The 14,457-nt window shown below is 63.0% G+C and carries 12 protein-coding genes; 8 read left to right on the top strand and 4 right to left on the bottom strand.

Annotation, left to right across the window (positions count from 1 at the left end; genetic code table 11):
* Window positions 1-137: 137 nt before the first annotated feature.
* On the bottom strand, window positions 138-1,850 hold the full coding sequence (locus tag AC13C2_RS00875; RefSeq protein ID WP_482885646.1) for a glycosyltransferase family 61 protein: 1,713 nt from the start codon (window positions 1,848-1,850) through the stop codon (window positions 138-140).
* 117 nt (window positions 1,851-1,967) lie between these two features.
* Entirely contained in the window at window positions 1,968-2,579 is a 612-nt protein-coding gene (gene cobO / locus AC13C2_RS00870) for a cob(I)yrinic acid a,c-diamide adenosyltransferase (protein WP_482885645.1), read from the bottom strand.
* A gap of 193 nt (window positions 2,580-2,772) precedes the next feature.
* Here cobO and AC13C2_RS00865 point away from each other — a divergent pair, with 193 nt between their 5' ends.
* Entirely contained in the window at window positions 2,773-3,078 is a 306-nt protein-coding gene (locus AC13C2_RS00865; RefSeq protein WP_482885644.1) for a hypothetical protein, read from the top strand.
* A 113-nt stretch (window positions 3,079-3,191) separates the two neighbouring features.
* Here the strand turns inward: AC13C2_RS00865 and rhaI are convergent, their stop codons facing one another.
* On the bottom strand, window positions 3,192-4,466 hold the full coding sequence (gene rhaI, locus AC13C2_RS00860) for an L-rhamnose catabolism isomerase (RefSeq protein ID WP_482885643.1): 1,275 nt from the start codon (window positions 4,464-4,466) through the stop codon (window positions 3,192-3,194).
* A gap of 11 nt (window positions 4,467-4,477) precedes the next feature.
* Window positions 4,478-6,580, bottom strand: a complete 2,103-nt coding sequence (locus AC13C2_RS00855; protein ID WP_482885642.1) for a bifunctional rhamnulose-1-phosphate aldolase/short-chain dehydrogenase — start codon at window positions 6,578-6,580, stop codon at window positions 4,478-4,480.
* 187 nt (window positions 6,581-6,767) lie between these two features.
* Between AC13C2_RS00855 and AC13C2_RS00850 the strand changes: the two genes are divergently transcribed.
* From AC13C2_RS00850 to AC13C2_RS00820, 7 genes are all read left to right on the top strand, one after another.
* Window positions 6,768-7,580 carry a DeoR/GlpR family DNA-binding transcription regulator gene (locus AC13C2_RS00850; protein ID WP_092758594.1) on the top strand — a complete coding sequence of 271 codons (813 nt, stop codon included), beginning with the start codon at window positions 6,768-6,770 and terminating at the stop codon, window positions 7,578-7,580.
* Window positions 7,581-7,607: 27 nt separating this feature from the next.
* Window positions 7,608-8,603: a rhamnose ABC transporter substrate-binding protein gene (gene rhaS, locus AC13C2_RS00845; protein ID WP_092758593.1), complete on the top strand. Its 996-nt coding sequence runs from the start codon at window positions 7,608-7,610 to the stop codon at window positions 8,601-8,603.
* A gap of 72 nt (window positions 8,604-8,675) precedes the next feature.
* Window positions 8,676-10,196, top strand: coding sequence for a sugar ABC transporter ATP-binding protein (locus tag AC13C2_RS00840; protein WP_482885641.1), 1,521 nt, complete (start codon window positions 8,676-8,678; stop codon window positions 10,194-10,196).
* A 4-nt stretch (window positions 10,197-10,200) separates the two neighbouring features.
* A complete protein-coding gene (locus AC13C2_RS00835; RefSeq protein WP_092758591.1) occupies window positions 10,201-11,184 on the top strand; it encodes an ABC transporter permease in 984 nt (327 codons plus the stop codon).
* Entirely contained in the window at window positions 11,181-12,197 is a 1,017-nt protein-coding gene (locus AC13C2_RS00830; protein ID WP_482885640.1) for an ABC transporter permease, read from the top strand. The genes AC13C2_RS00835 and AC13C2_RS00830 overlap by 4 nt, the downstream gene beginning before the upstream one ends.
* Entirely contained in the window at window positions 12,194-12,511 is a 318-nt protein-coding gene (locus tag AC13C2_RS00825) for an L-rhamnose mutarotase (RefSeq protein ID WP_092758587.1), read from the top strand. Before AC13C2_RS00830 ends, AC13C2_RS00825 begins: the two co-directional genes overlap by 4 nt.
* Entirely contained in the window at window positions 12,508-13,914 is a 1,407-nt protein-coding gene (locus AC13C2_RS00820; protein ID WP_482885639.1) for an FGGY-family carbohydrate kinase, read from the top strand. Before AC13C2_RS00825 ends, AC13C2_RS00820 begins: the two co-directional genes overlap by 4 nt.
* Window positions 13,915-14,457 lie beyond the last annotated feature (543 nt).

The following is a 14,457-nucleotide window of genomic DNA, read 5'->3' as shown; positions in this document are numbered from 1 at the left end:
GGGGGGCGGTGACTTGTCGGATACAGATCCAACCATCATCGTACTGAGGGTTACACGCAGGAGCATGCGCCTTCCGTCGCGGGCATTGTTCGCGGGGCTGTGTGTCCGCATGCCGGGTGGAATCGCGAGGATGTGCCTTAGCCGCGTCGTCGTCGCTGTCGCCGCAGTTTCCGGTTCAGCAGATTGGCACGCTTGGGATACAGGTCCCGGTGCAGCGCGGCCCAGGGGGCATCCGCCCCGGCACGGTCACAGAGAAGGATCAGTCGTTCCAGCAGAAACGGCCGATCGCCCGTCGCCTCCCATGCGCGCTCCAGAAGCAGACGGGCCGGAGCCTCGTCGTCGTCGGCAAGATAAAGGTTCGCCCGCAGGATCATCAGGTCGGGATCGGCCATCGCGGCCCTGGGATGCCCGTCCAGCAACCGCTCCAGCGCCACCCTGTCGTCCGTTCGGCCCAGACAGGACGCGACGCGGGCCAGCCATCCGGCATCGTCGATCCTCACGTCGCCCAGAATCGCATCGACATAGTCCAGCACACGCGCCTGTCCGACAGGCCCAAGACGCACGGCGTTCAGCGGGCGGGACCGGATTTCCGGGCCTTCCGCCGGATCGGTGACGTTGAAATCCGCAAACAGCGAGGTATAGCGGCAGCCCGATACGATGGTATGCGGCATGAAATCCTGCCAGCGGTACAGACAGGTCTGCAACGTCCCGATTTCGATGCAATGGGTGTCGGGGCCGGCAAACATCATGTTGGCGAAACCGGCCCCGTGATAGGACATCATCACCTCGGCGCGGGCCATCAGGGCGACCTGCTCCAGCGGGCTGTAATCCTCGAAATAGATGACCTTGAAGCCCCGGTTTTCCAATGCGTCGGTCAGGTCGTCCTCGCCCCACATCGGCCGCTCGCGGTTCGATTTCCGACCGACCCAGAAGCGTCGGGGCAAATGATCCCATTCGCCCCCCTCGATCAGGTGCAGCGCCGTCTTGCGCAGTCGCAGGAGCAGTCCATCGCAGGAGTTCATGGCAAGCACAGCCAGGCTCATGCGGTCGGGATCACGGCCTTTCCAAAAGTGCGTGTCCGGTGCCTCTGCGTCGATGCCGTCCATTACGGTCGGACCGCTCTGATACCACAGATGCCGGGCATTCAGCGTCGACAGACAGCGATCATACCTGTGTCTGCCCGACCGAAAATGCACCCGCCCCAGAAGGCGCGGAAACATCTGATCGACCCAATCCCGGATGAAGTCTTTCACGTCATGGCGGTCGCAATGAATATAGACCTGGCCTGTGAACCCATCATGGTCGACGAGGCAGAGCTGCCCCAGCGTTTCAGTCGAAAAGTGGTAGAAGTTGAAGGCGTTGCGTGCGTCGATGACGAAATCCAGGCCCTCGGTCGGGCCGTCCCAGACGGGAGGGACGGGGTCTTTGGCCTGAAGCCGGGCGAAGTATTCAGCGGTCTCGGCATCGGCGTCACGCAGGCCTTCGTTATACCAGTGATACCGATTGCGCAGCCGTGTCCCCGCCGCTCCGGTCAGAAGATAGCGATCGTGGACGGCCAGATAATGTCCTTCCGTTCGCAGCCCCTCCAACACGACGGGAACGGTCTGAAACACGAGGCCCGACCTGAAGGAACGGCGGCGGAAATGTGTTTCGATATGGCTTTCGATCGGCATCTCGAACCTGGCGAATTCGCTGACCGAGGCGGCGGCGATGCGCCCCTTGGGTCGCTTGTCCCACATCTGTGGCAGCGGACCCACGGTCCACAAGCCGTCGTCCACGCCCGGCGCGAAGAAGAAGTCGCGGGGCGGGACCTGCCAGTCGAGGGTCACGCGGGGCGTCGGTTCGGTCATGCGTGAGGATCTGGCCTGTCAGATTTGAGCATTATGTTAGGGGTGCTGGAGCGCGCAAGTATTTGCCAACAATGCTGTTTCAGCCTTGATTGGACCCTGGCGAGGCAGCGTTCGGATCTAGAACTCGACGCCGGCCTGGGCTTTCACGCCGGAGCGGAAGGGGTGTTTGACCAGCTCCATCTCGGTGACCAGATCGGCCATTTCGATCAGCTCTTCTTTCGCATTGCGCCCGGTCAGCACGACATGGGTCATCGGCGGCTTGTGATCGCGCAGGAACGCCACCACCTCGGCCACGTCGACGTAATCGTAGCGTATCGCGATATTGATCTCGTCCAGCAGCACCATGCGATTGCCCGGATCGGCAATCAGTTCCTTCGCCTTGGCCCAGGCCGCTTGTGCCATTTCGATGTCGCGAGACTTGTCCTGCGTCTCCCAGGTGAAGCCTTCGCCCATCGTGTGAAAATCGCACAAATCGCTGAAATTTTTAATGATAAGATCACGTTCGCCGGTGCCCATGCCGCCCTTGATGAACTGCACGACGGCGCAGGGCATGTCGTGGGCGATGCAGCGGAAGATCATGCCGAAGGCCGACGACGACTTGCCCTTGCCCTTGCCGGTATGGACGATCACCAGGCCTTTCTCGTCGGTCTTGGTTGCCATGATTTTGTCGCGCGCGGCCTTCTTCTTGGCCATCTTCGCATTGTGGCGGTCGGTATCGGGATCGGTCATCAGCAAGCCTCCGGCTTCGGTTCTGGGGACAATCCGGTGAACCCGCGCTCGCGTCAAGGTGGACGCGCAGGGCGGACAGATCGGTGCAAAACGTAGGTATTATCGCTGTATTACGAACGTATTACCCGCGTCATACGCTGCATGATACGTATGCGTTAAGACACCGTTAACCAAAGCAGTGTCAGGTCGGGCCATGCGTGTCAGATTTCTTCCGCTTATATTTCCGCTTGTCCTGACGGCCTGCAACGTGGCGCATCCGCTGGACGGGTTGAACCGCACCGGGACGGCCAGCGCGGGCGGGCACGATTTTCGGGTGAACTGGAATCTGGAATCCGCGCAGGCCACACGCATCAATCCGGCATGGCGTCCCGGTCTGACACAGGTGATCCAGTCAGCCGTTCAGGCCACGCAGGAGGTGACGGGCTGCAAGGTTCGCCCCGGCACGGCAATCGGGGATATCGCACTGGTGAACATGGCGCTGGATTGCCGGGTGGAGTGAGCGCCGGGGTTGTGGCCTGAAGCGCAACCCGTCCGGCGTGCCACCGTGATCCGCAATCGCGCGCCATGGACCGTCGTTCAGCCGTCGAGCATGAGTTGGGCGTCAGGCGGATGTCAGACGATGCCCCCGCCTGCACCGCTCACCGCAGGGCGTTCATTTGCGACACGCGCACGATAGCCCGAGGCGCGATAGGTCGCGACCGGATCAATCGCGGCCCCGGCCTCGAGCCGTGCCATGGCCAGGATCGGTTCGACATCCGTCCGGAAGCCGCGCTTGAGCGTCGTCGTGGCCATCAGGGCGTCGTTGTCGTCCTGAAAACCGGCCAGTGCAGCACGATCGACCAATAGCGCCTGCGCGTAGGCGCGCTGTACTTCAGTGGCGGAGATCATCAGGCTTTCGATCGGGTCCGTCACGTTGTGGCTTTGGTCCAGCATGTGCATCGGGTCGAAGTCCGGATCGGCCTCGGCCTCGACCAGTTCGTTGAACACAAGAAACAGTCGATAGGGGTCGATGCTGCCGGTATCGAGATCGTCGTCGCCGTATTTGCTGTCGTTGAAGTGAAATCCGCCCAGCTTGCCGAATTGCGTTAGCCGCGCGACGATCATTTCGATATTCACGTTCGGCGCATGGTGGCCAAGGTCGACGAGGCACTTCGCCTTGTCGCCCAACTGCTGAGCGATCAGAAGGTTGGTGCCCCAGTCCTGCACGACGGTCGAATAGAACGCGGGCTCGTACATCTTGTGTTCGGACAGCAGGGTCCAGTCGTCGGGCAGGGCATCGTAGACCTGCGTCGCGGCATCCAGATATCGCCCGAACTGGCGGGTGAAGTTGGTCTGGCCGGGAAAGTTCGACCCGTCGCCGACCCAGATCGTCAGCGCCTTCGATCCGATCTGTCGGCCCAGTTCGATACAGGCGATGTTGTGATCGACGGCCTGTCGCCGCGTGGCGGCATCGGTGTGCGAGAGGGAGCCGAACTTGTAGCTGTGCGCCTGATCCGGCTGATCCTGAAAGGTGTTGGAGTTCATCGCGTCGAACGACAGTCCGACTTCCTCGGCCTTGCTGTTCAGATCGGCCGCCGGTTGCGCGTCCCACGGGATATGCAGAGAAACCGAGGGTGTGGCCGCAGTCAGTAGATGGATGACGCCGCAGTCGTCCAGCTTGTCGAACACATCGCGCGGCTCGCCCGCGCCGGGGAAACGGGCGAAGCGGGTGCCGCCGGTTCCCACACCCCAACTGGGCACGGCGATGCCATAGGAAGCGACCTTGTGCTTGACGGCCGCGATGTCGATGCCGCGTCGGTCCAGATGTTCGCCCAAAGCGTCATAATCCGCCCGGAGCGACGCGGCGGCCTTGTCGTTGGTCTGCTCGATGATGTCCGGTTCGATCATGGGGGCGTCCTTTATCGGGTGAAGGCCTGAACGTTGCCTGCGTCCACGTTGATGATGTTTCCGGTCGATTTGGCCGACAGGTCGGAGGCCAGGAAATAAGCCGCCTCGGCAATGTCGTCCGGCAGCACCGAACGCTTGAGCAGGGAGCGGTCGCGATACATCGCTTCCAGCCCGTCCTTGTCGGTGCCATAGGTCCCGGCGCGCTGATCCAGCCATTCGCCCTGCCAGATCTTCGACCCTTTCAGAACGGCATCCGGGTTCACCACGTTCACCCGTACGCCCATCGGCGCGCCTTCGAGGGCAAGACAGCGGGCGAGATGGATTTCCGACGCCTTGGCCGTGCAATAGGCGGAGGCATTGGGCGAGGCGGCAAGGCCGTTCTTGGACGCGACGAAGACGATCGCACCGCCCATGTCCTGCACCCGGAACAGCTTGAACGCCTCGCGGCTGACGAGGAAATACCCGGTCGACAGGATCGCCATGTTCCTGTTCCACAGGTCCAGCGTCGTTTCCTCGACCGGGGCGGAACTGGCGATGCCCGCGTTGGACACCAGGATGTCGACCCCGCCGAACTCCGCCGCGATGTCGGAACAGGCACTGACGACAGCCGCCTCGTCGGTGACGTTCATGGTGACGGTGCGCACAACGTCGGCGGAATAGCGGGCGCTCAGGTTTTCCGCCGTCTCGGCCAGCGCCGTCTCGTCGATATCGGCCAGCATGACGCAGGCGCCTTCGCGCAGATACCGTTCCGCCGTGGCCGACCCGATACCGCCCGCGCCGCCGGTGACCAGCGCCACGCGCCCGGCCATGGATTTGGGGGCAGGCATCCGTTGCAGCTTCGCCTCCTCCAGCAACCAGTATTCGATGTCGAAGGCTTCCTGCTCGGGCAGGCCCCGATATTCGGACACCGCATCCGCCCCGCGCATCACGTTGATCGCATTGACGTAGAACTCGCCGGAAATGCGCGCCGTCGCCTTGTCTTTCGCGAAGGTGATCATGCCGACGCCAGGCACCAGATAGACGACGGCATTGGGATCGCGAAGGGCCGGGCTATCGTCGTGTTTGCACCGTTCGTAATAGGCCCTGTAGCCCTCGCGGTAGTCGGCGACGGCATCCGCCAGTCCGGCCAACGTGGCGTCGATGTCCGGTTTCGCCGGATCGAACCCGACGACCAGCGGTCGGATCTTGGTGCGCAGGAAATGGTCGGGGCAGGACGTGCCCAGCGCGGCCAGACGCTCCATGTCATTGGCGTTCACGAACTCCAGCACCGCGTCGCTGTCGGTGAAATGCCCGACCATATGCTGCTGACCCGACACCATGCCCCGGATCGCGGGCATCAGGCGGGACGCGGCGGCGCGACGCTGATCGACGGGCAGGCTTTGATGCCTGGCCCCCCCGAAGGCGTCTTTGCCTGCGGTCTGTTCCGCGAACCAGTCCATGGCGGTCTGGATGATGTCCAGCGTCAGGTCGTAGCAGTCCCGCGCGTCATCGGCCCAGGTGAACAACCCGTGGCTTTCCAGCACGACGCCCCTGGCGTCCGGGTTCCTGGCACAGAAGTCCGCCAGCCACAGACCCAGCTCGTATCCCGGCTTTTTCCACGGCAACCAGCCGATGGTGTCGCCGAAAATCTGTTGCGTCAGGGATTTGCTGTCCCTGGCCGCCGCGATGGCGATAATGGCGTCGGGGTGCATGTGATCGACGTGCCTGGCCGGGACATAGGCGTGCAGCGGCGTGTCGATGCTGGCCGCGCGGGGGTTCAGGTTGAAGGTGCAATGGGGCAGGTAGGCGACCATCTCGTCTTCGTATTCGACGCCGCGATAGAGGCCGCGCAGGGCATTCAGCTTGTCCATGTAGAGCGTCGAAAAGCCGTCCATGGCAATGGAGCCGACGTCGCCCCCGGAGCCTTTGACCCAGAGGACCTCGACGGTTTCACCCGTCAGCGGATCTTTCTGCAGGACCTTGGCCGACGTATTCCCGCCGCCGTAGTTGGTGATTCTCTTGTCGGACCCCAGGAGATTGGACCGATAGAGCAGCTTTTCGGGCTCGCTCATATCCTTCGCGCGGGATTCGTCCCATTTGTTTTCAAGCTGTTGTGCGGATTTGGGCGGGCTCATCATTGTCTCCGTAGGCGACCGGGGCATGGAATTCGATCGATGCCAAGCTGACCGGCAGGCTCGCCCAAGTCAATCATAAACGATCATATTCAGTCATGCTGCAATGCAGAATGACCGAACGTGAATAAAAATGATTGACAGAGAATGGCGACTCGCTTCACTTTGAAAGCAGCAAAAGGGGTCATCCATGCACGAGAAAGACCGTCATCGCGTCATCCTGTCCGCCGTTCAGGACCGGTCACTGGTGACAGTGGTCGATCTCTGCACCCTGACAGGCGCATCCGAGGCGACGATCCGGCGCGACATCAACACGCTAGATGAACAGAAACGGCTGCGGCGGGTGCGCGGCGGGGCCGAAGCGCGGACCACGACGCCCTTCGTCGGACTGGCCGGGCGGCCGTTTTCCGTCAACGAGACGATGAACAACGCCGAAAAGCAGGCCATCGCCGCCGCTGCGGTCGAGTTGTGCGAAGACGGTGACGCGATCATCATCAACGGCGGCACGACGACATTTCAGATGGTGCATCCGCTGGCCACGCGCCGGATGCAGGTCTTCACCAATTCGTTCCCGATTGCGGAACACCTGCTCAAGAACACACGCAACACGGTGATGCTGCCCGGCGGCATCATCTACCGCGAGCAGAACATCATCCTGTCGCCCTTCGACAACGACGTGACCCGCAATTTCTATGCGCGCCGCATGTTCATGGGAGCGCAGGGCATCGGGCCGCTGGGCCTGATGGAACAGGATCCGCTGTTGATCCAGGCGGAACAGAAGCTGATCGGGCAGGCCGACGAGTTGATCGTGCTGGTCGACAGCAGCAAGTTCGCCAACCGCTCCAGCCTTGTGCTGTGCCCGCTTGAACGGATCGACACCATCATCACGGACGACGGCATCGACGACCGCACGGCGGCAATGCTGGAGTCCGCGGATGTGACGCTGATCGTCGTGCCCGGTGGCGCGGCGCAGAAAGACGGGGTGGCGCGTTTGCCAGCCTGACAATTTCATCGCTCCAGGGAGGAAACCATGAGTGTATTTCGTAAATTTCTGACGACGGCGGTCGCCGCGACGGCGCTGCTGACCAGTCCCGCCTTCGCGCAGGAGGATGTCCGCATCGCGTTGGTCGTCAAGGCGTTGGGCATCGGCTTTTTCGAGGCTGCCGCCAAGGGTGCGGAGGAGGCCGCGGCCGAGCTTGGCAATGTCGAGATCATCTATACCGGCCCGACCGACACCACCGCCGAAGGCCAGATCGAGGTGATCAACGCCCTGATCGCGCAGAACGTCGATGCCATCGCGATTTCGGCGAATGACACCGATGCCCTTGTGCCTGCGCTGAAGCGCGCAATGCAGCGCGGCATCACGGTGATCAGCTGGGACAGCGGCGTAGCCGCCGAAGGCCGTCAACTGCACCTCAACCCATCGTCCAACCCGCTGATCGGCAACATGATCATCAAGCTGGCCGCCGACCAGCTGCCCGACGGGGGTGAGGTCGCGCTGCTGTCGGCGACGACGACGTCCACGAACCAGAACACCTGGATCGAGGAGATGAACAAGGTCATGGGCGATTATCCCGGCATCGAAGTGGTCGCGACCGTCTATGGCGACGATCTGGCCGACAAGTCCTACCGCGAGGCGACGGGCCTGATGCAGTCCTATCCGGACCTCGACGCGATCATCGCGCCGACCTCGGTCGGTATCGTTGCCGCCGCGCAGGCCGTGGTCGACGCCGGAAAAGTGGGGCAGGTCAACGTGACCGGTCTTGGCCTGCCGTCCGAAATGGCAGGTGCCATCGAGAGCGGCGCGTCGAAATCCTTCGCGATCTGGAACCCGATCGACCTTGGCTATTCCGCAACGATGCTGGCCTATGAGTTGAGCCAGAACGGTGTGGAAGCGGCCCCCGGCGCGGAAATCCCGATGGGCCGCATGGGCACGCTGACCCTGGACGAGAATACCGAGGGCGCGATGGCCGACCCCTTCGTCTATGACGCCAGCAACATCGAAGAGTTCAAGTCGATCTTCTGAGCTTGCTTCGGTCCGGCGCATGCTTCCGCGCCGGGCCGAGCCCCGGCCACCCCCACATGTGAGAGTGTCACAATGACCGAGTCTGGATCGCCCGTCGTATCGATGGACGCCATCACCAAGATCTTTCCGGGCGTCAAGGCGCTGGATCAGGTGCGGCTCGATCTCTATCCGGGTCAGGTCACCGCTCTGGTCGGCGAAAACGGGGCCGGCAAGTCCACGACCGTCAAGATCCTGACCGGCATCTATCGTCCCGATGGTGGCACCATCCGTATCGACGGAAACCCGGTCGACTTAACCACGCCGAACGATGCCGCCGCGTCCGGGATCACGGCGATCCATCAGGAAACCGTCCTGTTCGACGAGCTTTCGGTGGCGGAGAACATCTTCATTGGCCACGCGCCGCGCACCCGGCTGGGCCTGATCGACCGGGCCGAAATGCACCGCGCCGCCGCCCGGCTGCTGGATGAGATCGGCGCGCCCTTCGGCACACACACGCCGCTGCGCGAGCTTGGCATCGCCAACAAGCACCTTGTCGCCATCGCCCGCGCCCTGTCGGTAGATGCTCGCGTCGTCATCATGGACGAACCTACGGCAGCGCTGTCGCACAAGGAAATCGAGGAGTTGTACGAGTTGGTCGAGACGCTGAAGGCGCAAGGCAAGGCGATCCTGTTCATCAGCCACAAGTTCGACGAGATTTTTCGCATTGCAGACCGCTACACCGTCTTCCGCGACGGGGCCTTCGTGGCCGACGGTCAGATTGCCGACATCGACGAGGATGCGCTGGTCAAGATGATGGTCGGTCGCGCGGTCGATCACATTTTTCCCGCCCGCAGACCGACCGTTGCCGAAGAAGTCCTTCAGGTCGTGGGCTATGACCACCCGACCGAATTCGCGGATATCGGCTTCCGCTTGCACCGTGGCGAAATCCTTGGTTTTTATGGCCTGGTCGGCGCGGGCCGGTCGGAATTCATGCAGTCGTTGTTCGGGATCACCAGACCCAGCAAGGGCGTGTGCAAGATGAACGGCAAGATCCGTGTGATCCGCTCGCCCGCCGACGCGGTCGCCAACGGGATCGTCTATGTCCCCGAAGACCGCGGCAAGCAGGGGGCCATCATCGGCCTGCCGATTTTTCAGAACATCACCCTGCCGTCGCTGGGCCGCACCTCGCGCAATGGTTTCCTGCAACTGGCCGAGGAATTCAAACTGGCGCGCGAGTATTCGGAGCGGCTGGACCTGCGGGCCGCCTCGCTGGATCAGGATGTGGGCAACCTGTCGGGCGGCAACCAGCAGAAGGTCGTGATCGCCAAATGGCTGGCCACGCAGCCGCAGGTCATCATTCTGGACGAGCCGACCAAGGGCATCGACATCGGTTCCAAGGCGGCCGTCCATGAATTCATGGCGGAACTGGCAGCGCAGGGATTGTCGGTTATCATGGTCAGCTCCGAGATCCCCGAGGTGATCGGCATGTCCGACCGGGTGATCGTGATGCGCGACGGTCGCATCGCCGCCGAGTTGTCGGGCGACGATCTGCGCCCTGAAACCCTCGTGCGTCATGCCGCCGGTATTTCCACCCCCGCACTGCAGGAGGCCTGAGGCTATGGTATCCCGACTGATCCCTGTGCGTGAAGCTATCCTTGCCGGTGCAATTCTTGTCCTTCTGGCGCTGGTGGCCTCTCGTTTCGCCGGGTTCGTGGCGCCCGCAAACCTGGCCAATGTGTTCAACGACACAGCGCCGCTGATCATCCTGGCGCTGGGGCAGATGGTAGTCATTCTGACGCGCTGCATCGATCTGTCGGTCGCCGCCAACCTGGCCCTGACCGGCATGACCGTGGCGATGATCAACGTCGCCATGCCGGGGCTGCCGATCCCCGTGATCATCGCCGTTGCCATTGCACTGGGCGCGGTCATGGGGGCGATCAACGGCCTGCTGGTCTGGAAACTCTCGATCCCGCCGATCGTGGTGACGCTGGGCACGATGACGATCTTCCGTGGAACGATCTTCCTGATCTCCGACGGGAAGTGGGTCAACGCACATGAGATGAGCGCCGCCTTCACTGGTTTTCCGCGTGCCGCATTCCTGGGCCTGCCGGTGCTGTCCTGGGCTGCCATCGCCACGATCCTCGTCTTCGGCGTGATGATGGCGCGAACGCCGCTGGGCCGGTCGATCTTCGCGGTGGGCGGCAACCCGCATGCGGCGGTCTATGCGGGCATCGACGTCGGGCGAACGCAATTCCTGGCCTTCGTGATTTCGGGCGCGCTGGCCGGGCTGACCGGTTACCTCTGGGTGGCGCGCTATGCCGTGGCCTATGTCGACATCGCCGGCGGGTTCGAGTTGGAGGTCGTGGCCGCCTGCGTCATCGGCGGCATTTCCATCGCGGGGGGCATCGGGTCGGTCGGGGGCGCCGTTCTGGGCGCGATCTTTCTGGGCGTCGTCAAGAATGCACTGCCGGTCGTCGACATCTCGCCGTTCTGGCAACTGGCCATTTCGGGCAGTGCCATCCTGATTGCCGTCGCCTTCAATGCGCGCGCAGGGAAGGCCAGGGGCCGCATCATCCTGAAATCCACGGTGGCCCCGACATGAATGACAGTACCCTGCAAGCCCGCCCCGAAACGCGCCATGTGCCGGACCGCCTGAACAGCCGCGCCTTACGCACCCTGCGCAGTTGGGAAAGCCTGTTGCTGGCCGTGGCCATTGCCATCTTCATCGTCAACAGCTTCGCCTCGCCTTATTTCCTGAACGTCTGGAACCTGAGCGATGCGACTTTCAACTTCACCGAAAAGGCGATGATCGCCTTCGCCATGGCGCTATTGATCATTTCCGGCGAAATCGACCTCTCCGTCGCCTCGATCATCGCGCTGGCCAGCACAGCGATGGGGCTGGCGGTGCAATACGGCGCGGGAACGCCGGAACTGGTGGTGATCGGGTTGGCGGTGGGTCTGCTCTGCGGGGCGTTCAACGCGGTCTTCGTCACGATCATGGGCCTGCCGTCCATCGTCGTCACCATCGGCACGATGAGCCTGTTTCGCGGCATCAGCTATATCATTCTGGGGGACGACGCTTTCCGGGGCTATCCGGCCAGCTTCGCCTGGTTCGGACAGGGATATATCTACTGGGTCTTCACGGTCGAGATGCTGTTCTTCGTGATCATCGCGCTCGCCTTTGGCGTATTGCTGCACAAAACGAACTTCGGTCGCGCGGTCTATGCCATCGGCAACAATCCCACGGGCGCGATGTTCAGTGGTATCCGCGTGCAGAAGGTCAAGTTCATCCTGTTCCTGCTGACCGGTCTGATGTCGGGCGCCGCCGCGGTCTTCCTGACCTCGCGACTGGGTTCGACCCGACCCAGCATCGCGACCGGGATGGAGCTGGAGGTGGTGACGATGGTCGTCCTGGGCGGCGTAAACATCCTGGGCGGATCGGGGTCGATTCCGGGCGTGGTGATCGCGGCCTTCGTTATGGGCCTGGTGACGTTCGGGCTGGGCTTGCTCAATGTGCCGGGGATCGTGATGTCGATCTTCATCGGCCTGCTGCTGATCGGGGTGATCGCCCTGCCGCGCCTTTGGACCATGGCTGCGAACCGGAGGCGCGGATGAGCGAGCGTCACGTCTTTCGCATGCGCCTGAACCCCGGAATGGCGGAGGAGTATCGCCGTCGCCACGATGCGATCTGGACAGATTTGGTGGAATTGCTGCGGGGGGCCGGGGTCAGCGATTACAGCATTCATTTCGACGCAGCCAACGACCTGCTGATCGGAGTTTTGATCCGGGATGCGGATCACGGGATGGACGACTTGCCCGATCATCCGGTGATGCAGCGCTGGTGGGCGCATATGGCCGACATCATGGAGACAGACCCCGACAACGCCCCCGTCGCGGTGACGCTGCCGCGTCTGTTTCACATGCCATGATGCCGCCGCGCCATATCGCCGTCATCGATATCGGCAAGACCAACGCCAAGCTCGCGCTCGTCGATCTGCCAACGCTGACGGAGATCGACGTCGTGACGCGGCCCAATCACGTTCTGCCGGGACCGCCCTGGCCGCATTTCGACGTAGACGGCCACTGGGCCTTTCTGCTGGAGGCCCTGGGGCGATTTCACCGGAGCCATCGCATCGACGCCATCTCGGTCACGACGCATGGGGCCTGTGCCGCCTTGCTGGATGCCGATGGTCGTCTTGCCGCGCCGATCCTCGATTATGAACATGACGGTCCGGCCGAGCGCGTCGTCGCGTATGACGCGTTGCGACCATCGTTCGCCCGAACCGGGTCGCCCAGACTGGCCGGGGGCCTGAATGTCGGGGCACAGCTGGATTGGCAATTTCACCGCGACCCGGCCCTGATGGCTCGAACCGCCCATATCGTCACCTATCCGCAATATTGGGGCCACCGTCTGACCGGGATCGTGGCCAGCGACGTCACTTCGATCGGCTGTCACACCGATCTGTGGTGCCCGCGCGAGGGGCGCTATTCGGACCTTGTCGACAAGCTCGGCCTTGCCGACAAGATGGCCCCCGTGCGCAGGTCCACGGACGTTCTGGGACCGATACTGCCACAAGTTGCGGCTGCGACGGGGTTGCCGCCCGAGACGCCGGTGGCGGTCGGAATTCATGATTCCAATGCCTCTCTGTATCCGCATATCCTGACGCAGGAGGGTGCATTTTCCGTGGTTTCCACAGGGACATGGGTGGTCGCGATGACGGTCGGGGGCGGTGATCCCGATCTCGATCCGGATCGCGATACGCTCGTGAACGTTGACGCCCGCGGACAGAAGGTGCCCTCCGCCCGGTTCATGGGGGGGCGGGAATATGAGATAATCCAGGGGGGGCAGCCTGCCCCGGCCAGTGAGGAAGACAGTCTGGCGGCCCTAACCCGCAAGGTAATGCTCCTTCCGGCGGTCCAACCTGCGACCGGCCCGTATCGGGATCAGCGGATGCGCTGGCAGGGTGGGGAACCTGCGCTCGGGACGGGGCTGCGGGATGCGGCCCTGTCGTTCTACCTTGCGATGATGACCAATACCTGCCTGCAGCTGACCGGGGCGCTTGGCCCGACCATCGTGGAAGGGCCGTTCGCGCGCAACGCGCAGTTCATGGCCATGCTGGCCTGTGCCACCGGGCGTCCGGTTCTGCAGAGCCGGTCTGCGACCGGAACAAGCATCGGCGCGGCCCTTTTGCTGGGGCGAAGCGCGGCGCTTGTACCGCCCGATCCGGTCGCCCCGGTGCCGAATGCGCCGCTATGGCAATCCTACGCCAAGCACTGGAGTCGATCGGCCGACGACGCCCGCGCCGGCATCATGGCCCGGAATTCGGTCTGAAGCACTTTGCGTTTGACTTGAACCGGTCGGTGATTTCTACACGGGCTATTGTCTGGTGCACGTCCGTCGGAAGGTGGGTCATGGGCAGGCCCTGCTCTCTGGATCTTCGTCACCGGATTTGTTCCTGTGTCGCGCGGGGCCATCCGGCGCGTACTGCGGGCCGGGTCTTCGGTGTCAGTGCCGCGGCGGCGGTGCGGGTTGCAGCGGACCGGAAGGCTGGGGGCCGGGTGTTTCCAGACGGCAAGGCAGGCCGCCAGGCCGGTTCGGCAAGCGGGCTCGTCACCTCGGTTGTCTCGTGGAGTCCTGGATATCGTGCGTGCGGAGCCGGACATCACGCTGAAGGAGTTGGCCACAGCGCTGTCCGAAACCGAAAGGGTTCAGGTGCAACTGTCATCGCTGCACCGTGCTCTGGGTCGCACCCTGGATCGCGCCCTGGGTCATCGCCGGGGTTATGAACGGTCCGGCATTCGACACTGACATCGAAACACAACCGGTCCCCGAACTCGAACCCGGCACCGTTGTCATCCTCGATAACCTGTCCAC

The organism is Jannaschia sp. L-14R (genome assembly GCF_056857695.1).
Note: the sequence above shows the minus strand (reverse complement) of the source record. Positions and strands in the feature narration are given on the sequence as shown.